This window comes from Bradyrhizobium sp. Mp19, assembly GCF_029952935.1.
Lineage (GTDB): Bacteria > Pseudomonadota > Alphaproteobacteria > Rhizobiales > Xanthobacteraceae > Bradyrhizobium > Bradyrhizobium elkanii.
On the sequence record NZ_JASAUT010000011.1, the window covers coordinates 1 to 20,962 of the forward strand.

At 55.5% G+C, this 20,962-nt stretch carries 10 protein-coding genes and 1 pseudogene; 7 read left to right on the plus strand and 4 right to left on the minus strand.

Going from position 1 to position 20,962, the window contains the following annotated elements; genetic code table 11:
• A partial coding sequence (locus QJT82_RS15385) for a hypothetical protein (protein WP_281446645.1) occupies positions 1-233 on the minus strand: 233 nt, incomplete at its 3' end.
• Between the two features lie 922 nt (positions 234-1,155).
• Between QJT82_RS15385 and QJT82_RS15395 the strand changes: the two genes are divergently transcribed.
• The 5 genes from QJT82_RS15395 to QJT82_RS15415 all read left to right on the plus strand — a co-directional run bounded on the left by QJT82_RS15395 (position 1,156) and on the right by QJT82_RS15415 (position 12,672).
• Positions 1,156-2,250: a helix-turn-helix transcriptional regulator gene (locus QJT82_RS15395; RefSeq protein WP_035633589.1), complete on the plus strand. Its 1,095-nt coding sequence runs from the start codon at positions 1,156-1,158 to the stop codon at positions 2,248-2,250.
• 414 nt (positions 2,251-2,664) lie between these two features.
• Positions 2,665-7,458 (plus strand): Ig-like domain-containing protein, encoded by a 4,794-nt coding sequence (locus QJT82_RS15400; protein ID WP_155258810.1) that lies wholly within the window; start codon positions 2,665-2,667, stop codon positions 7,456-7,458.
• An 897-nt stretch (positions 7,459-8,355) separates the two neighbouring features.
• A complete protein-coding gene (locus QJT82_RS15405; RefSeq protein ID WP_196238187.1) occupies positions 8,356-9,330 on the plus strand; it encodes a DUF1837 domain-containing protein in 975 nt (324 codons plus the stop codon).
• Positions 9,327-11,888, plus strand: a complete 2,562-nt coding sequence (locus tag QJT82_RS15410; protein WP_196238188.1) for a DEAD/DEAH box helicase — start codon at positions 9,327-9,329, stop codon at positions 11,886-11,888. The genes QJT82_RS15405 and QJT82_RS15410 overlap by 4 nt, the downstream gene beginning before the upstream one ends.
• A 64-nt stretch (positions 11,889-11,952) precedes the next feature.
• Entirely contained in the window at positions 11,953-12,672 is a 720-nt protein-coding gene (locus QJT82_RS15415; protein ID WP_080686816.1) for a recombinase family protein, read from the plus strand.
• Between the two features lie 27 nt (positions 12,673-12,699).
• Here the strand turns inward: QJT82_RS15415 and QJT82_RS15420 are convergent, their stop codons facing one another.
• From QJT82_RS15420 to QJT82_RS15430, 3 genes are all read right to left on the minus strand, one after another.
• The gene (locus QJT82_RS15420) at positions 12,700-14,151 is read right to left on the minus strand and encodes a metallophosphoesterase (RefSeq protein WP_264641745.1); all 1,452 of its coding nucleotides are present in this window, start codon (positions 14,149-14,151) and stop codon (positions 12,700-12,702) included.
• 977 nt (positions 14,152-15,128) lie between these two features.
• The gene (locus QJT82_RS15425) at positions 15,129-17,270 is read right to left on the minus strand and encodes an AIPR family protein (protein WP_259266120.1); all 2,142 of its coding nucleotides are present in this window, start codon (positions 17,268-17,270) and stop codon (positions 15,129-15,131) included.
• 345 nt (positions 17,271-17,615) lie between these two features.
• The gene (locus QJT82_RS15430; protein ID WP_028341980.1) at positions 17,616-19,334 is read right to left on the minus strand and encodes a recombinase family protein; all 1,719 of its coding nucleotides are present in this window, start codon (positions 19,332-19,334) and stop codon (positions 17,616-17,618) included.
• Positions 19,335-19,367: 33 nt separating this feature from the next.
• On the opposite strand from QJT82_RS15430, the pseudogene QJT82_RS15435 reads away from it, so the two are divergent.
• A pseudogene (locus QJT82_RS15435) lies at positions 19,368-20,276 on the plus strand (ATP-binding protein); the annotation flags it as partial.
• A 131-nt stretch (positions 20,277-20,407) separates the two neighbouring features.
• Positions 20,408-20,929, plus strand: a complete 522-nt coding sequence (locus QJT82_RS15440) for a hypothetical protein (protein ID WP_051447962.1) — start codon at positions 20,408-20,410, stop codon at positions 20,927-20,929.
• Positions 20,930-20,962 lie beyond the last annotated feature (33 nt).

Consider the following 20,962-nt stretch of genomic DNA (forward strand, 5'->3'; position numbering starts at 1 on the left):
CTCCTCAACTCAGGCCAGGAGCAAAATAAATGAGGCAACTGATCGCGCCCGGGAGCATCGATATGTGAGGCAATACGGCTTCCCACCCAGATTGTCGCGCTATAGTTAAGCCGAATACGACGCTCACGTTGGGCGACACGTACGACGTTTCGCTTGGGTTTTGCGACCCGGTTAAGATTCGGATTGTGACTGACCATGGCGAGGCCATTTACGGCTTTAACTGATCCGCTCACTGGTGGGGTCTCCGACGCAGCAAGCCTCAGTCGCAGTTCCGTTTTCAAATACGATTGCTTGGCGTAGACCGCAGGGTCTCCGGATGCCACGGTCCTATACGAAAGGTCAGGGGATTTTGCCTGCTCTATGGTCGCCAATGCTGTACGGCCGATTGAGGAAGAACTCCCGGTTGCCGAGAGCTGCCTCCGCGTATTGGTCGATCGCGACGATGATTGCTTGAACGTGCTGGTACCGCCACCCTTCTCGCGTGGCCAAATGGCGAACCTCCGCGAGCGCCTTGATCCACGGTGGGTTCTCGTCGCTCGGATCGTACCACCTCAATTCTTGCACCTCACCACCTCCGACCGCCGAGGACCTTGCCCTTTGTTGGACCGGGCTGGCTCTTCTTCAGCTCATCGCGCTGGACACAGAGGTCATCGATCTTGGCAAGCATCCTCACGAGGATCGCTTCAATATCCAGGTGCTCCGCCAGTTAAACCCGGAATTGCTACTCTTTAAAAAAGGTCGGGCTCGCTGATTAGAGAGTTCAACCGTATTAAATCCGTATTGACCCACATATTCGGACCCATTAGCCTAATGTTTTTTAAGGTATTTTGACATTGGGGCTTCGTGATCTAAGTCGCATTGAAAGTGCGTTTGCCGAGCTCTTGCAGTCGGGATTCTCGCTTACCCCGATAGAGGCAAAGCTCACTGCGTCGAGCGACAGGATCGTCGCTGGACGACGCGTCGGACCACAAAACAGACCGGCAGAACCCATCTCAAGCGGACATTCGCGAAGATCGAAATTGGCGTCAAGCAGAGCTGGTTTCGCTTCTGAGCCCCCACTGTACGCAGTCAGACCTAAGGGAACCGGCCGAAAACGAGAAGCGCTCCCTTCCGCTTTTTTGAGGATGTTGTTGCAACCACGCGGGGCCAAGCTCAGTGGATGATATTATTGATCGAATTTACGAAGCTTCCGTTATCCCCGATCTTTGGATCGACGTACTCGACCGCTTAGCGGGGATCGCACATTGTGACGGTGGCATTCTAATTGCCGCGGATCCCCAGCAATCCGTTCGAGCGCTTTCATCGGACTGCCTTTCACCAATGCTCTCGGCTTTCATCAACGAGGGATGGATGCGGCAGAATATACGGGCCTCTAGACTTCAGCCGATGAACTACTCCGGATTTGTTGTCGACCTTGATATCGTCACGCGAGAGGAAGCCGAAACAGATCCGCTCTACGTGAACTGTTTGCGGAAGTACGGTGGCGGCGTCGGGACCGGAACGGTAATACCTGCACCATCTGGCGATCTCATCATTTTCAACATCGAGCGCTCTTACAAAAAGGGGCACGTCGATCGAGGCGTGCTTCCAGCGCTCGATTCTTTGCGCCCACATCTCGCTCGTTCTGCGCTATTGTCGCTTAGACTCGGCCTGGAACGAGCGCGGGCTATGACAGAGACGTTGGGCCGACTCGAGTTGCCTGGCGCCGTGCTCGCAGCCAATGGCCGTGTTCTATCGACCAACTCTCTTCTCGAACGAATGTATACGCAGTTCATTACGGTGGCGGGAGGGCGCCTCGCCATTTCGCATCGGCCGGCTAACGAGCTGCTTCAGGCTTCTCTCACCAGTTCCGTTCGAAACGGGCTGGACTTGAGCACGTATTCAATACCGGTCCCAGCAACCGACGATTGTTCTGCCTGCGTTGCCCATTTGCTGCCAGTGCGTCGGCAGGCACGGGATATCTTTACCGGCGCAGCAAACATATTGGTCGTTACTTCGTTAAGCAGTCCGAAGGCTCCGCCCGCTCACATCCTTTACGGCCTCTTCGACCTAAGCCCGGCGGAAGCACGTGTTGCGCAAAGGCTCGTCGAAGGCAGTAGTGTCGAAGAAATTGCGACGTCCAACGATCTATCCCAGGAGACCGTGCGCAAACAACTCAAGTCCGTTCTGGCGAAGACCGGCACAAGTCGTCAAGCCGAGCTTGTCGGCCTTTTGACGGGGACCCAGATCCGGGCCCACCGATCGAGCTAACCTTATGTGCGAAAGATGCCTAACAGGCCGCGGAATGACGCTCTCTGCGGGCTGGGCGACATTGGTAGGCCGGATTGACCGAGCATCTGGTATTCGGAGTAAGGACCGGCCGGCGTAACAAAAGGCGATACCCCATTTGGGTGAAGCAAATCCGGCGATAAATCCTAAATTGATCATTGAATTTCGTTTTTAATTAAAGTCGCCCCGAGCTCTAAGGGACGATCCCTACATACTTTCTAGAAGAACGCCCGCACGCAGCGTTGGCGCGAAAATTCAGCTTTGTCACAACGCCATTAAGAGATGACAGCTATGACAAGCACAATCTGGTTTGACGTTTCGTACCAGCTTTACACAGTGACTTGGAGCGGAGGTAGCTTCCCAGCATTTTACACTGATCCATCGGCTCCGACACAGATGCAAGGGCTCTGGGTTTACTTAGATCAGCGCTGGTCGAGCTCGGACGCGTCTGGAGTTAACGTCAGCGTCGGGCTTTGGGATCCAAGTACACCTGCTCCTTCGCCATACGTGTATCAGGTTACTACAATCGGGGCGGTAGGCTATAACTCAGCATTCCAGACAGCCCTCACAACTGATGGCCACGGCTTCCCTGTAATATTTCAGGACGGCCAATTTGAACTTTATTTCACACCGAATGATCTCCAAAATGCGCCTTACACACTGTTATATGAAAAAGCCTCCATCACCCAGTTGGTAGTTTCGACGCCAGATGCACCGTTTACTCCACCCACACAAGTGCCGGAGTTGACCTTCGACTTTGTCGTAAATGGCCAGACGTACGTTGCCGACTGGGGTCCCGCTCAAGTTTGGGTTTCTGTCAGCGTTCCCTACGACAATCTCTACGACACATGGTTCACCAGCGGCGCCGACACAGTCAACTTTAATAATCTGGGTTGGACTCAACAGTCCGCAGTTGCAGGTGGGGCCGATCTCTACGACGCTTTGGGTGGTGGCGATACTATTACGCTGCCGAATGCTAATCCTGGCGATACGACGGTCCCAATAACAGATACAAACAAGACCTTTGATCTCACACATACCTTTGTTGTCGGGGACCATGTCGGCGACACCACCACAATTTCGGGAGGGAACGGCAGCTACAACATCGCGCTCGGCGGCGGCAGCGACGTCGTAGACATCGAAGGCGATGGAAATAGTCGGATCATCGGAGGAGAGGGACTCGGAAGTGTCGCTCTTAGGGGGAACGGGCACAATTCCATTGACATCGGAATCGGAGGAATTTCCGCGACCTTAACGGGCTGGTTGGCTGCGGGATCGACGACTTTCAATTTCACCGCGCCGAACGAAACACTCGATCTGTTCGCCTCGTCGTATTCCGGATCGATAGACCTAACTGGCTTGCAGATGGGAGATACGATCCATCTCCATGGCGTCTTTATCGGTGAGCTTGGTTCCAGCACCCCAACGATAAAGCTGCTGCTTGATCCAGTGACAGGAAAGACCGCTGATCTCACCTACGCATTCTCGGATCAAGGCTCTTCGAGTCAAGCCGTATTCCACCCAAAATATGATGGTGAAGGTGGGACCATACTAACGATAGACAATTTGTTTACGACCGGTGACGAGATAGTCGATTTTGGACATCTTACATATGATGAACAGCGAGCCATCGCCAATGGCGCCGACACTACAAACGGTCTCGGTGGAAACGACTTTGTTATCCTGTCGGGCAGCCAGTCGTTTACCACGGGATCGAAGGCAGGCGATCTCTACACGGTAATCGGTGGCAGCGGCGATTACTCGATCACGCTGGGTGCGGGACCGGACCTCGTCGCGATCGACGGGAATGGCAAAAACAAAATCACAGGCACAAGCGGCGACTACACCATCACTCTCGGTGGCACGGGAAACAACACTGTCACGATCAATGGCAAAGGGACAAGCACCTTCACCGCTGGCTCGGGATCGGAAACGCTTTCGATTTCAGGCGGCGGCACCCTGGTTGTCGAAGGAGACCTGAACGGCGGTTCGGCGTCCATAGGCGCCAACTCGAGATTGGAATTGAAAGGCGCGGATAGTGGGTCGATCGCGTTTGACCGCTCTGACCCAATTACCGGCAGTGGTGGGACTCTCCAGATTGACGGCACCTCAATGCCGACCGGAGTGATCAGCGGCTTCGCGGCCGGCGACGAGATCGACCTGTCCGGCGTCAAAGTGCAGTCGCTGCAGTCGGGAGTACTCATCGAAGGGACCAATCAGCTTTCGGTCGTCGGCAACGGCACCGTCTTTTCGCTGAACCTGGAAGGGCACTATCTAGACGCCTCGATCACGCTGGACGCCTCCGGCGGCGTCGACATCGAGGAAATCCCCTCGCCGGTTTCGCCGGTGGAGGTCGCGGGCGACGCCAAAGCGTTCGCCGAGGCGACCGAAAAATTGGTGAAGCTGGTCGTGTCCGTCTTCAGCGAGGATTCGCGTTCGTTCGACGAGTTCAAGGAAACGTTCGGTCCGGTCTTTACGGCCCTGACCACGACCGCCGAGGCGAACCAGATCTTTCAGAAGGCTCAACAGACCTTGAGCGATCCGAACGCTTCCGATCAGCAGGTCCTCCAGACATGGTCCGAGGCGACGACCGAGGCGGTCAATCTGATGATGAAAGTGGCCGTCGCGGGCGTGCTCGCGGCCGGAGCCGGCGTCGTGCTGGCCGGCGTCGCCGTCGCCGCCGTGGAGGGCAGCGTTCTGGCCGGATTTCTGTTGGCGGCCGGCGTCGCGATCGAAAGTTTGCCGGTTCCGGTGCTGCTCGGCGCGGAAGTCGCCGGGGCCGCCGCATATAATTCCTATTGGGACACCTACTTGAAGCAGCCCGTCAACCAATGGATTGAAAAGAACATCGTTCCGCTCATCAGCGCGCCGGCCGACATTCCGGTATCCAACGAGCAGGACGGGTATATTTCCGGCGCGACGGTCTTTTCCGACGACAACCGCAACGGCGTTCCGGATCCCGGCGAGCCGTTCGCGACCACGGATTCGACCGGATCCTATGCGACGTTGCACGGGTCCGGGCCGCTGGTCGCGGTCGGCGGGACCGATGTGTCGACGGGCCTGACGTTCGCCGGTCGGCTCAGCGCGCCCGCCGGGGCGACCGTGATCAGCCCACTCACGACGCTGTTGACGGAGATTTCTTCGGGTGCCGCGGCACAGCAGAAGGTGCTGTCGGCGCTCGGCTTGGCGACGACGTTGGACCTCACGACGTTCGATGCGATCGCTGCCGCGCAGAGCGGCAGCGCGGAAGGGGCGGCCGCCGTCGTCGCTTCGGCGAAGGTCTACGACACGGTCGAGACCATCGCGTCGGCTTTGGCGGGCGCCGGCGGCTTGTTCTCGGCGAGCCTCCAGGCCGGCTTCTCCGCGCTGGCCTCGACGCTGGACGGCGCAGGCATCGACCTCGGCGACAAGGCCGCAGTGAGCGCGTTGGTGACCCAGGTCGCGCAGGCCGAAAACCTGACACTCGGGCCCGGAGTGGCGGACGCCGTCGCTTCGGTGGTCGCGGCCGGCAATGCGGCGCTCGACCACCTGCTGCAGACGGAGACGTCCGGCGATCAGTTGCTCAGCGACGCAGCGGGTGTTGAGCTGGTGGAGCAAGGCGCAGCATCGACGGCTATCGCCAACGCCGGAGGAAGCCTGACCAAGCTTGAAGCAATCGTAAACCTGTTCACTGGCGCCAACTTCGACCACCTAGTCACACAAGCACAAACCGAGACGCAGAGTCCTGGCCAGAACCTCGGACCAATCGCTTTCGATGGTTCGGCCACAACAGACCAAAACACCATTCTAAATGGAACAATTTCAGCCATCGATCTGATGGGTAACACTATCACTTATGCAGTCGACGGGTCGACGCCTGCAGGGCTGACGTTCAATTCGGACGGCACGTTTAGCTTTGATCCCAGCAGCTCATACAAGTACTTGGGGCTGGGCGAGAGTACGACTCTGTCGTTCCACTTCAAAGCGAGTGACGGCCAAGGCACAGATGGCAGGGCAACCGAGACAATCACGATAACTGGCCTGAATGATCCGCCAGAGATCGACGGCGCCCATACCACAACAACGGGTACAGTCACCGAGCTGCCGAATACGACAGGAAGTAACGCAACCGACAGTATTGGCGGCTCAATCGCCCTTGCCGATCCCGATCTGACCGACCGGCCGACAGCTATGATCGACAGCAAGAATGAGACCGTCACGTACCAAGACGCCAGCGGCCATACCTATACGCTTACGCCGGTGCAGATTGCTGCCTTTGAGAATGCGCTGCAGATCACGGCCGAGACTGGCAACACCAACACTGGCAAAATCGACTGGACCTACAGCATCACGGACAAGATGCTCGACTTCCTCGGTGCCGGCGAGAGTATAACGATCACGGCACCTGTGGTGATCGACGACCACGATGGCAGCACCGTTACGCAGGATGTAGTCGTCACTATCGATGGTTCGAATGACAACCCCATCGCCGTGCTCGACGGCAATGGCGTGGCGAAAGGTAAAACCGTCTCAGCAGATGCGGCACACGGTGTGCTTGCCAACGACAGTGACCCGGACATTCACGACCACTTGTCCGTCAGTGCGGTGAACGGATCGCTTGCCAATGTCGGACATGGTATCTATGGCAGCTATGGTTTGTTGACCTTGAACGCAGACGGCAGCTACGTCTACAGCGCAGATCAAGGCTCGCTCCCCGCAAAAATCGTAGCCCAGGATAACTTCACCTACAGTGTGTCAGATGGACATGGAGGCTCGGCCACTTCGGCTCTCAGCGTCTTGCTCTTTAATCCGAGCATGGTCTATCAGGGCGGAGCTAACACGACCTTGGCGAGCAACGGTCTTGCGCCAAACGTGCTCGACGGCTCCGCCGGCAACGACATCCTGATCGGCAGCACAAATCCTGACGTTCTCGTAGGTGGCAACGGTGACGCCCTTACTGGCGGGGGTGGACCCGACACCTTCGTGTTCCGGCCCAATTTTGGAACAAATACGATCACCGATTTCAACGTCAACAACAGCGCTATTCAGTTCGATAAGTCTATCTTTGCAAGCATTTCGGACGTTCTGGCGCACACCAGCAACAGTGCGCAGGGAGCGATCATTTCCGATGCTCACGGTGACACGGTGACGCTGACTGGCGTGACACTTGCGCAGTTGCAGGCGCATCAGAGCGACTTCCACTTAGTATAAAGTCAAGGCAAATAGTTGGGACTCTGCAGCGCTGCCAGAAAGCAGACGAGGAGCTCAAGGGGCCGATACCTTGGTGTCGACCCGAGCAAGCAGCTCCATTTGCCTTCGCGCTGTGGATGTCGACGCACCGTAGAGGCACGCCGTCGCTCCATCGATCGCAAACGCCGAGAGTTCCTAGAGGATCTCGCCTCATCATAAGGTCCGACCGCCGCCATGTCGGATCACCGCCGCTCTCGGTGCGCCGGCCTCGGAGCAGACGTGGCCGAGATATATCGTCCCGGGCGATTAGCGGGCGCGTCAAACATAAACGCTGGATAATGTTTGAAGGTTTGCATTTGCTTCTATGTTTGAATCGTTGCGGCGCAACATAACCGAGCATTTTTTGGGCTACCCGGCGCGAAGCTTGCACAGTCAAAGATTCCTACGGCTGGCAAGCGCCGCAGTCGCTCCGCTATAGCTCACTGGGGGGTTGCACGCCTCAGTTGTGTCGGTAATAATCACCAAGAATCCCGTTATCTGCGCAACAGTTGCAATATGGCTAAGGCTAAACCGCTGCAAATTGGCTCACTTGCCTTTCCAACCCAACAGAAAGCCCTTTTGCATTGCAAAAATATACTTTCGGAGTATGGGCCTGACGAGTGGGTATCAGAGGAAGACGCGCTGTTTTTGTCTGAGCTGCTAAAGCGTCACCCCGATGCCGCCGCCAAAATCGGGAATGGCATACACCATTTTGAGGTGATGAGGGCGTCCGAATTCAACACCAAGTGCTTTGCAATTGTCCGGCGTGACGGATCGCGGATCGACTTTTCGTATAAAGTCTGCGTCAACCCCTCGCTAGCCGGTTGAAGCATAGTTCTCCATCGACAGTACGAATGAGAGGGAGGCTGCAGGCCCATTGTGTCGCAACCCGTTAATATTAGCGCCGCGGACATCGTCTCCTCTTTGCAAGGTAATTTTTCATCACTCTCAAAGTTGATCCGCTCCCTAACTCCGACGACCTGCGCCAACGACTACATCACGGTTCGTGGGCACTATCTTCCGTTTCAAGGCGCCAAGCCAAGAGTAGGTGAGCTGTTAGAGCACATTTCGCTCTACATCTGCAATTTTGCGCTCAGTCGATCAGAAATCGAAGCCGTACATACGAAGGTCAAAAGCGCAAGCGAACAGGATAAAATGCTTGCCTATATTGGATTGCGTGACGCCGCTGCCGAGCTCTTCATCAAGGCGCAAAAATCGACAAATAGGAACGGCGAGTGCGGGGAGCTTCTTCTTTACCTCCTAACTGAGTGGATTCTCGAAGCGCCGCAATTGTTGGCGAAAATGTCGATGAAAACGACTTCGTCGATGCCGGTTCACAGTTCAGACGGCATCCACGTGAAGTTCGACACCAAAACGGGCAAGTTAGTATTCTTCTGGGGTGAAGCTAAGATCCATAAAACGATTGGGAGTGCCCTTAGCGATGCGGTCGACTCGATTTCCGCCGCTCTAGAACATTCAAAACTCAAGGAAGATATCAGGTTGGTTCGACGCTTCATCGGTACAACCGGTCTACCGCAAGAAGCGCAAGAAAAGATTGTCGAATACCTCGACCCATTGAGCGAGAGCTACGATCAGAAGTTATACGCATCGACTTGCCTCATAGGGTTTGACTTTTCAGCTTTTAGAAAGCTTACCAAAGTCAAACCAGACGAAATTGAATCGTTCTTCGCAAACCAGCTGGAAGATGAGCTCAAGAAAGCAACGGTTTCGCTGCAATCATTGCTGGCTTCTAAAAATGTGAGTCACCATAGACTCGAGGTCTTCTTCCTTCCTGTGGAATCCGTGGCCAGCTTGCGGGATGACTGGCAGCTTAGGATTGGATGGTCGAAATGATCGATGCGCTTATCAACAGGGTTTGGAGCAATCCACGGCTACCTCAAGCATTGGATGTCCTGGAGCGGCTTTGGATAGCTAGGTCTGCTGGCGTTGATCTCAGTGAGCGATCAATCTCCATCGAGAGGAGCAGTGCTAGCCGATATGTGGAAGCCGCCGCAATTCTTGCTTGTTCTTCCCAAACCTCCCAACGCCTGGCGGCGTATCGCCTGGCTACGTACGTCCATGAACTTTTCGCAGGTAGCATTGATGGTTTGGATGCTGCCGTGCGCGCGGTGCTTGTCAGACTTGGCAATTTCCCGAGTGTGCTGACGAATGGTCCGATTGGAAACGCGCTGACTTCAACTCCTTGGGTTGTCGCCGAAGAAGAGTTTGTAAGACGCCGTCGTAACGAAGTATCCGTTGCTAGCAGCCTGCTTTCTCTTACCGACTTCCAAAAGTCGCTCTGGGACAGCCTAAGCAGCGGATCCTCGATCGCCATATCTGCGCCAACTTCGACCGGGAAATCATTCATTCTCCAAGCATTCATCTCGAACGCCTACGCTTCGCGAGCCGACTTTTGTGCTTGCTATGTAGTCCCAACGAGGGCCCTGATTTCCCAGGTTCAGGCCGACTTAAAAGTGGCCCTTGCTGACGCCGCAGTGTCGGACGTGGAGGTCATAACCGTGCCTCCAGAGGCCGACGAGCAATTGCCAGCCAGGGTCGTCTTCGTGTTCACTCAAGAACGGCTGCAAATTCTCCTAAATAACGATCTTGATCGAGTGGTCGACTTTCTCGTCATTGACGAAGCACACTCCGTTCAAGACGGTGATAGAGGGATACTGCTCCAGGGCGTGATTGACGAGCTCGTAGTTCGCCGACCCCAAACGCAGCTATTGTTCGCTAGTCCGACGGTTTCGAACCTGGAGATTTTCGGTCGGATGACCGGTAGATCGGATATTCAATCTTGCTCGACTGATGAGGCCACAGTGTCTCAAAACTTCATCGAAGTTGAGGTGACCGGCGTTAAGCAAGGTGACGTTAAGCTCTTCGCCAGAGACGGCACACATCGCAACGAAGTTGGAACAGCTAGGCTAGGCCATACATTAGCATCGAAGATCGACTGCCTGGTGCATCTCTCACACCGCTTTGGTTCAGGGAAGCAGTCCATTGTCTATGCAGACGGCCAGGCCGATGCTGAAAAGATCGCCCTTCAGATAAGTTCGTTGCGGGCTTTGAACGGGCATCATCAACCCGATTCCGAGGCTCTGCAAAATCTATCAAACTTGGCAAAGGAAGCCGTTCACCCGAAATACGCGCTCGCTGCCACAGTTATGAACGGCGTTGGGTTTCACTATGGAAATATCCCGACCGCTCTAAGGAACGCTGTCGAACAGGCCTTTTCTGCTGGAGAGCTGCAATACCTTGTCTGCACGAGCACGCTTCTCGCCGGTGTAAACATGCCCGCTCAGAACATCTTTATGCATACTCCACAGAGAAAGAGGAGCACGCCTCTCCAATCGATCGATTTTTGGAATCTCTCCGGTCGTGCCGGCCGCCTTCGGAAGGAATTCCAAGGAAATATATACCTACTGAACTATGAAGAATGGAAGGAACAGCCACTATCCGGTCCACGCCTGTCTCCCATCGTGCCGGCTATGCAGCAGGCCATCGATCTCCGCTCGTCCGATCTTAATGCGGTTATCGGGAACGATGTGAAAGACGCGATTGGCCAACGGGGCGAACTGGAGACTGCGTTTGTACGATTGCTGACTGACTACAAGAGCGGACGAATAGCTGCGACGCTTGACCGCTCGTATGCATCACCCAATCCGGCTTCACGACAGCAACTCGAAAGCTCCCTGTCAGTCGCGGACAAACTAATTACTCTGCCTCCTACGCTGCTCAGATTGTCCCCAACGATCTCGGCACATCGTCAGCAGGACTTGTTCAACTATCTTGCTTCTGCAATGGCATCTAATTCACGGGAAGTAGCCCGGCGCTTCTTGCCCGCTCATCCCCGTGAAGGAACCGCCTTTGACTCGTATGTGCGAGTTCTCGAGCTCGTCCATCGAACAATATTGCCGAAAACGAACAGCCAAAAGCAAAATAGATTCTTCGCTGTCATGCTGCTTAAATGGATGCAGGGAACGCCTATCCCTGAGTTGATTGACGACCGAGCCCGATATCAAGAAGCGTCGATAAATACTCACATTCGTGCGACGCTGGACCTAGTTGAAAAGGAACTTCGGTTCAATTATGTCGGGGCGTTCGGCTGCTATAGTGCAATTTTAGCTCACGTGTTTTCAAGCGTGGGATTCGATGACTTGGCTGCGAGCATTCCGTCGCTTGCACTTTACTTGGAGGTGGGCGCATCAGATCGGACAATGATCAGCTTTGTTGCGCTGGGCATTTCTCGAATGACCGCAAAGCGGTTGAACAGCCTCTGCCCAAACAAATCGCTGGGTGTTATTGACGCGCGAAATTGGCTTATGAACCAAGACTTGAACTTCTTTGGTTTCTCGGCCCATATTCGTCGAGAACTTGAGTTGGTTCTGGGGATTACAAGTTCGACCTGACGCTCCGGCCCACGCCGTTGTCTTGACCAGCAGACTCCTGGATTTATCGGCTAGGAGATTTTATTTGACTAGATTCGTCGCATATTTTCGAGTGTCCACCGAACGCCAAGGCAAGTCTGGACTTGGTTTGGCGGCGCAGCATCGTAGGATTTCTGACTTCGTAGCGGGTGCTGGAACGCTAATCGCGGAATTCTGCGACGTGCAATCGGGGAAAGACGATTCGCGCGTGGAATTGCAGCGAGCAATACAGTTGGCTCAGCGCGAGAACGCAAAAATCGTCATTGCCCGCCTCGATCGCTTCTCCCGCCGCGTCAGCTTCATCGCCAGCATTCTCGAGCAAGGGATCGGGCTTGTCTGCGCTGAGATGCCCAACGCAACGGACTTCCAGCTTCATATCTTTGCAGCGCTCGCCCAGGAGGAACGTCGGCTGATCTCCGAACGAACGAAAGCAGCTTTGGCCGAGGCGAAACGTCGAGGGAAGATTCTTGGATTGAATGGTCAGTATTTGGCTGCGAAGAATCGCAAGGCGGCTGACGAATTTGCATCCCAACTCAGGGCGAAATTGGATGCGGATATATTGCGGCAGTCCTACAGTGAGATTGCGCGGCGGCTAAACGATATGGGAATTATGACGGCGACAGGTCGGAGGTTCTATCCGCAGACGGTCAAGAACTACCTCCAACGGCGACGGCTCGCCGCGCACATGCAGTCTCACGATCGTGTTTGCGCAAATCACGATGTCAGAACGACCGCGATCAGGAAATCTAGGCGTAGTGAAATCTGACTCTTGGCTCACTTCGCCATCAATGCGTTAAGGCATTTGCGGCTCGGTATTCAGCAAACCATCAAAGAGACCTCCACCTTCCTTAGCGTCAAATCGAAGTTCGCGCATCCATAAGTGCAGTTTTTCAGCTCCCAATTCAAAGAGGCAGTACGCATGGCGTTCGTTGCCCGGCATCCGCTTTCCACCTGCACTGCCGTTTGAAATTACGTGGAGCGGCGGAGTAACCGGCGCCGCTCGCAAGGGAACCGTTTGGTATCGGGCTATGCGTGGCATGTGCTCGTGGCCGTGAAGAGCGACGTGCGCTCCCGCATTCTGCGCCGCATCTAAGAGGTCAGACGCATCGAGCGATAGCGTGACCCCTTTAGAGTTCGGAGCTTCGACGCCAGCAACCGGCAACAAGTGATGGTGAAGTGCAACAAATTTGAACGTGGGCCGATTAATCGGTTCATCTCTTAAGGCGCCGATGGCATCGATGCCGCTTGTCCCGACGAAACCGTACTCCGTCCACTCCGTCGCTGCGATAGTGCAAGAATTAAGCAAGCAAAGTAGCAAGTCCGCATCCTTGAGACGAATCCGGTGGACGTAGTTTAGCGACTCTTTCCAATTACGTCCTATTAGCTCATCGACAAACGTTCGAAATTCACGTTCGTGCTGATACGTCGTCTGATTGTTTAGGACGATTGCGGCAATATCGACCGAGGATCCTTTCGGATATCTCACAATATCGTGGTTACCTGGCACGGCGATAATCTGCTCAGGACGCAATCCTAGAACGTCGCGCAATGCCTCAAACTCTTGGAGCACATTCTCACGTGTCTCATCTCTCCAATCCCCGCCAGTCGTGAAGTCACCGGTGACCAATACTGCAGCGATGTTGTGGAGCTGCCCTATCCGCTTAAGATCAGCCGACAGACAGTCAGTGAGTGTTCTCCGAGAATCCCCGATGTTCAGCTTTTCGCGCTGAGTTGCAAATGCGTAGTCGGACCCAAAGTGCAGATCTGAAAGATGTAGAATACATGACCTGCTGCCAACATTAGTGTCCGCGGCGAGCTTTTCGGCTCTATTATCTTCCGCGGTAGCGAGCGATATCAGCGTATGATCGCCGAAGCGTGCAGCCATTTCATTGTCAAAACTGGTCTCTTCGATAGAAGATAACATGAACCATGCAAAGACACGCTCCTCGTAGTCGAGGTAGTAGTCCGGGACGAAGTCTAATTCGGCCCCTTCCAAACGACCAATTTGCAGCCGCGATACGTTGGCCCGAAACATTCGTTGGGTGGAGCGATCAACTATCGAGACTACAAACGAACCGATCGCCTGAAGGTCCGCCAGGAACGCTAGGTGCGCTTCTTCAAAGTCCTTCTTCCACCAACCCCACCAAACAGAACCCTTATCGTGCAAAACCGATCGATGCGCGCGGATGGTGTCGACGTTTGGTATCGTATCTCGAAAGCGGAGCGCTATTGCTGGTGCTGCCATTCCAATAACCTTCGGTAAGGGGGGCGCGGAATGCTCAAATCGTGTAGCCGGCTATACGGTCCCAGTTGATCTCTAAACGCCCCTGGATCGGCCGCCTTCAGAGCTCTGCGCAATGTCTCTACAGCAAGCTTGGGATCCCTAAGAAGTGCTACCTCGTTGCGCGAACTCCAAAGATTTATCAGATCTCGCTCACGAGCACGCTTGCTGACATAAGGCCAAATCCAATGCTTTGCGATGGGATGCTGGATAACCGGACACGTCAGAGATTGATTTTCCTTGAGGCAGATCGCTAACTGATAATCGTCCACAACGAACCGAATCCATGTGCTTCGCGATTCTGGGGGGCCCAGAAGATCGGGGAGGGTCCTGGGGCGAATGGACACTAGGCGACCATAGCGAGGGCTCCGTCCCATTGAAGGGCTCTCGCTGGCCTTAAGAGCCACCGCTTCGAACAAAGGCGTATTGTATCGTGGGACCACATCCAAGATTTCGAACTCAGCCCACTGGCTAATCCAGGATTTTAGTTCTTCAAACTCTTTCGCGGCCGTCGGGCGAGTAGTGTCGGGCCAAAGCGACACGAGCATCTGGCTTCGGGGTTCGATGCCGTGTGCTGTCCACGCAATCCAAACCCTAGCATCCGTGAGGTACCAAGGGGGGTCGATGACCGCGATAGTCCTCTTCTTGAAATCGGGCGGGCCGTAGCCCGGTTCCATTTGTCTATGATTGCGAACGGCGTGGATCGGTTGACGATCGACTAGGAGCACCTCGTGACCAATCGATTCAAGATACCGAGCCAGTGATGGTGTGCCAACTGCCAGCACAGAGTCCGAATTGCGCACGAGCTCTGAGAGGATCGTCACCGTCTCAGACGTATACCGCCAGTCGTAATCTAGTATGTGTGGCTCGGGCAAAGCCTGCTGGTGACCGGGCGTCATGTCTACTAGACGGATGTTGGTTCCGAGCCGTTACAGCTCATGTCACTTCCTTCCGCACATTGCCTTGACATAAGCGAAGATGCCCCGATGCTTTTCGATGCCCTCTGACCAAGGCTGGGGGATTGCTCGTTTTTGATAGACGCGATCAAGATTCTCCAACTGACCGAACAACGTTCGTCGATTGTAATCCGAATAATTAAAACGAGAGCGCACTGCCGCTTGTTCGAATTGCTGTCGCCAGCTTGGTTGCTCGATGATCATCTCGAGGCAATAACTGTACACTCCCCACAGGACCGCTATGACGTCGTCGACTTCGAAGTCATCGGACTTTATCACCGCCTGCATGGGACTCAAATCCCGCCCAACGAAGAACGGCTTCATTGATCCTGAATTTAGAAGCCAATTCGCCGCTCTATAAACATCCAATCCCAAAGACCGAAAAAACACCAATCCGCAAAAATCGACGAACAAATATTTGGCTCCAGCTAGGACCAAGCCCCTTGTATAAAGGCTGTCACGAACAAGCTCCGCATCTTGCTCCTCCTTGTTCAGCTTATCCAGCTTGAGTCGCTTAACGCTGTCATCTCGGTTTTGTTTGCGTGTCGGCGTCAAACCGTCCGCGATCTCACGCAACAGCTCTGACAGTAACAATGCCTGCGGGCTCGGAGCTTGTTGCTCTGCCTCTGATCGAACGCTGGGATCGTTGAAAGCGAAGTTGGAATCGTAGCCGTGCTTAGTAACGCGCTGCTTGAATACGAGATCGTAGAATTTTTCGTCGCTGAAGATATCCCTCTTATTATGAATTGCCTCGTTCGAAAAGCCGATGAAAGATAACCACGCTTGCGCAAGTTCCAAGTTGTCAACGTTCCGAACGCCGCCCGCACGTCCTTCAATCTTGAAGTCGGCAACACGTTTCCCTTTTAACGAGCCCCAGAGCTTTGAATCGCTTTGGAACGCCTTCCAAGCACCTTCCTTGCGCTCATAAAACCAATTCATGTCCGCAAACAGCGATTCAAAATAAATCTGCTCCTGCTCATTCGATCGAAGATTGCGCGGCTGCATTGGATTCTGATTGTTTGTCGACTTCACCAGCTCCTTATAATCAGCAACGGCCTCGCGGGTGTGCAGTCGAACAAGAACCTCGCAGTCTTGCTCAAAGTGAGCCTTTTCCGAGTCACTGAGCTCATCAAATGCATCGTGAATCGACTTCACGGTCTGTAAGCCGTTGATAACCCCGGGTTGAACTATTCGTATGATGGGAGCCTGCCGATTTACTTTCTGAAAACTCGAACAGATCAACGTAATGCCGTTGTTCAAATGCTTGAACTCTCGTCGCCCCCGTGAATGCTTCACGGATTCTCGGATTTTCTCGTTTACTTTTGAGCGCCTAAGCTCGCATCGCACGTTCGGTTCAAAAAGCTGATAGCCAAACCGATCGAAAGCGGAAACGAGATCGTACGCTTTCGTGAAAAAAACTGCCGACTTTGCCGAGGAGATCATTTCGCCGCGTACGTGTAGCTCGACCTTATCATCTCGCTCGCCGTTTGCTGTCCGCCAATCTGTGTTGGATTCGCGCCACCGTTCTGCAATGAGCTCATCGATAAAAATTGGAAAGGTCGATATGTGAATCGCTTGATTCGACCAAGTGATGTTTATTGGCGTACTAAATCGCGAGTACTCCTCGGCAGCTTGTTTGGTGAGACCGTTCGCGAGGCAGCAGAAGAATATTGTGACTTCAAACGGCGACTCTTTGGCGGTCGGGCTGGCGCTGTAGCGGTGGATGGCAACGCCGATTTCCTTGATAAACTCTTGTACATTTTTGTTTGCTTCTTTTGGCACCTCGTTTAGGTGCTCCAGCAACTTCCGTATGCGAGGCAAGTCGGCCAGGTATGAACTATCGGCCAGCAGCTCTGAATTTAGGCCCGCCGTGAAATCGTGACTCTTGAACTGAAATATCGTTGCCGCTTTTTCCTCGACGATCCAATAATCTACACCGAAATCGCCCCGACCATCGGACCAGGTCCCTGATCCCGGCTCGTACCCAAGAATGTCTAGGGCGATCTGACTAAAAGCCTTGTCAAACGTTAGTTCGTCCTCATCGGCCCTGCGATTGAGGAGGAACCCGAGTTGATCAGTTAAGTTTTTGCGTAGCGAGGCGGGATATTTTTGCTGCTTCGCGCCCATCATTAAGCCCCAGCAAATTGCAAGACTTCAGTTCGGTGAGGGAGCCTCTTTGCTGGCCGGGAGTTGTTTACGAGCGCTGAGCGCGATCCGCCGACGCAATAGTCCTTCATTGAATCCCCCGTGTTCTGAAAATTAGCAGGCTGCGCGCTGCATTCGGCCAACGACCTAAGATTGAACATGCCACGAAAGAAGTCCAGCTAGACAAGTGGAGAAGACCCGGTACGAAAATCCGGAGTGAACGGCCAACTGAGGGGCGCCTTAAACAGGCTACTTACCCGGGCCCCCGAAGCCATCATTCTTCCGCCGGGGGAATTTAAGTTCTCTGAGTGACCTGTTTGGGAATCTTTATTTCCCGTCCAGAGCTGGTTCGTCAGCCGGAAGCTGGACAACGCTGCCATCAGCGGAAAGCACGTCGAAATCCGGCGCCTTACCGCTGACCTTCTGGACGAACTTCGTCGGTTCTTCAGGATCGACGAACAGTGTCATTCCCTGGCCATCTCGGAAAACCACCTCAAAGCGCTGAGTGTCGGGGTCAACAGTCAGGCGCAGCTCGCCGATCAACGATTGCAGCCTCGATGCGATCTGGGCGCGGAGCTTGTAAACGTCACCCCCTCTCGCCGCCCGCACACGCTCGATCAACTCGGCGACCTGATCAGGGCTGCGGTAATAGGTCAGTGCTGTCTGGTCGAGGATCGAAATTTCATGGCGAAGCTGCTCCGCGACCTTTGTCGCATCTGCCAAGTCGCGTTCGGTCTTCTTGATCCGATCGGCAATGAATGCGCTATCGAAGTCCGCCATTTTTAACCCGATCTCGTAAGCCCTGCGTTGCTCGTCCTCCAGCAGTTTTATTCTGCCGACAGCGGCATCGAGTTGGAACGCAACCTCATTGCGCTTCGACGAATGCTCACTCGACGACACCAAGGACGCCAAATCAAGTTGTTCGACGAAGGACAGGAATGTCAATTCGAACTGATCATAGCGCCAGCGGCCGGTCATCTCGCAGCCCTTCTTCCGAATTGCATTCGAACAAACGAGGTATGATCGACCTTTGGGTGGTTGTCCTTTGTTCTGGTAGTGCATTGGCTCGGCGCAGTAGTCACAGACCGCCAGCTTTGAGAACAGGTTCGCGAAGTGCTTACCCTTAGGCCCACCGCTACCCTTCTTCCCTGTTTCCTTATTGGGCGTGGTCTTTCGTTCGAGCCGGCCGCGCTGAGCCGATTCGAAAACCTCTTGCCGCACGATTTGCGGGAAGTAGCCCCGGATTGACTGACCTTCGGGTAGACGCTGCCCACCCTCTATGCGATTCGGCTGGAACGTGCCGGCTGCAGCAGGGCTACTGAGAATCTTATTGACCGTTGAGGTCTGCCAGCCTCCCTTTCCCATGAAGGTAGGGATGCCGTCTGCGTTGAGGCGGCGCACGATTGTGTACGTGCCGTATCCGTTCGCAGCTTCATCAAAAATTCTGCGGACTATCGCTGCTCGATCCTCAACGATTTCAAAACGACTGCGGTCGGAGGAAAGACGCAGCCAGCTCGGGCACCGGGCCGTTAACTTCTTTTGGCCAGCGCTCGTTCGCTTTGCCGCCCACGCACTTTTCAGGCGATGGCTTTTCACGTCCGATTCTTCGTGGCTGCGCTGCATGATCGTGAGCGCCATTAGGAGTCGGTAGAAGTCGAGATTGTCCTCTGTAAAGACTTCGAGCGGGTTCAATGTAACCAATACGATACCCGCGTTGATCACCTCCAAGAACGGCTGGAGAGCTTTCGCTGGTGCTTGGCGGCTTAATCGATCAATTGATTCCACGAGTAGGTAGGAACCCCTTGGAACTTCCCCGTCTCGGATCGCTGCCAGAAAAACGCCCAGTGCACCTGACGCAATGTTCGCGCCACGATAGCCGGAGACACCCATGTCTTTCAGCTCTGTCAACTGTAAGCCATGCCTCTCAGCGTAAGCTCGTGAGGCATCGAGCTGCCGGCGGAGGCTATCGCCTTGGAGCTGAGCGTCAGTAGACATCCTGATATAGGAAAACGCCTTAACCGAAGAGTTTTCGTGAGAAGTATCCATCTGGAGATACTACAATTTCCAGGTTTTATTGTCCACCATATACTGATGATGGGCTCGCCCGGCGCCGGCAAGTCGATGCTGGCGGCGCGACTGCCCTCGATCCTGCCGCCGCTGTCGCCGTCGGAGCTGCTCGAAGTCTCGATGATCGCCTCGGTTGCCGGCGAGATCCGCGACGGCGCCTTGACCGCGCGACGCCCGTTCCGCAGCCCGCATCATTCCGCCAGCATGGCCGCGCTGACCGGCGGCGGCATGCGCGCCAAGCCCGGCGAGATCTCGCTCGCGCATCAGGGCGTGCTGTTCCTCGACGAACTGCCGGAGTTCGATCCGCGTGTGCTGGATTCGCTGCGCCAGCCGCTGGAGAACGGCGAGGTGTCGGTGAGCAGGGCCAACCACCGCGTCACCTATCCGGCGCGCTTCATGCTGGTCGCGGCCATGAATCCGTGCCGCTGCGGCCATGCCTATGAGCCCGGCTATTCCTGCAAGCGCGGCCGGCTCGACCGCTGCACCGCCGACTACCAGATGCGGATCTCCGGCCCGCTGATGGATCGCATCGATCTGCGGATCGAGGTGCCCGCCGTGACCGCGGCCGATCTGATCCTGCCGCCGCCGGCGGAGGGATCGGCCGAGGTTGCCGCCCGCGTCGCGGCCGCGCGCGACATCCAGCTCGCGCGCTATGCGGCAGCCGGCATGCCGCATGTCCGCACCAATGCGGAAGCGCCGAGCTCGCTGCTCGAGACCATCGCGCAGCCCGACGCGCATGGACAGAAGCTGCTGCGCGAGGCCGCCGACACCATGCACCTCACCGCGCGCGGCTATCACCGCGTGCTGCGGGTGGCGCGCACGCTTGCCGATCTCGACGGCGCCGAGACGATCGGCCGGCTGCACCTCGCCGAAGCGCTGTCCTATCGTGCATTGGCCGACGATTTGCGTCGCGCCGCGTGATCCTAACCTAAGCCCTGTTCCGATTCGTGCCGGAATACCTCGCGTCAACGCGGCGGTAACGAGTTTTGTTTACGCTCCGCAAACCATAAGCACCGCGATCCGCGGCAAGCTTGGGACGAGCGAGTTGTGTCATGTTGCGTTTGAAGATTCTGACCTCGGTGGTTCCCCTTGCCGTGGCCGCGGTCCTTGCCCGCGCCGAATTCCTGCCGGGCCCGCGGCCCTGCATCGAGGTGGGTGGCGCCACGATGCAGATCGCATCGATCCCCTGGCTGGCGCAGCTTCACGTCAGCTTCACCGACGACCCCAGCCAGGCCACCGTCCGGGTCCAGATCGCCGACAGCGCCGACGGCGCCGACTTCACCGTGATCGACGACATCGACGATGCCGAGGCCGGCGCCTGCGAGCGCAGCGCGGCGGCGCGGCTGATCGGGATTTCCAGCGACGCCTCGGCAACCGGCCCGGTCATCTATCTGACGCATGATGCTGGCCCATCCGACTACCGTGTCTTCGTGCAGTCGAAGACGTTCTCGGTGCGCGATGCCGCGGCCCTGATCGTCAGCGCCCGCGGCGGACACCGCCGCCTCGAAGCCGCATCGCCCGCGCCTGACGCGCGCGTTCCGAACCGGGTCATGGCAGAGTTAACCCCCCGCTAACCTTGTTCTGAGGGCAGCGCGAAATGGCCACCA

Bases quoted from the DNA above. Each gene is read 5' to 3' on its own strand.
- QJT82_RS15430 (WP_028341980.1), bottom strand. From the start codon at position 19,334: ATGGATACTTCTCACGAAAACTCTTCGGTTAAGGCGTTTTCCTATATC.
- QJT82_RS15440 (WP_051447962.1), top strand. From the start codon at position 20,408: ATGTTGCGTTTGAAGATTCTGACCTCGGTGGTTCCCCTTGCCGTGGCC.
- QJT82_RS15410 (WP_196238188.1), top strand. From the start codon at position 9,327: ATGATCGATGCGCTTATCAACAGGGTTTGGAGCAATCCACGGCTACCT.
- QJT82_RS15425 (WP_259266120.1), bottom strand. From the start codon at position 17,270: ATGGGCGCGAAGCAGCAAAAATATCCCGCCTCGCTACGCAAAAACTTA.
- QJT82_RS15400 (WP_155258810.1), top strand. From the start codon at position 2,665: ATGCAAGGGCTCTGGGTTTACTTAGATCAGCGCTGGTCGAGCTCGGAC.
- QJT82_RS15420 (WP_264641745.1), bottom strand. From the start codon at position 14,151: ATGGCAGCACCAGCAATAGCGCTCCGCTTTCGAGATACGATACCAAAC.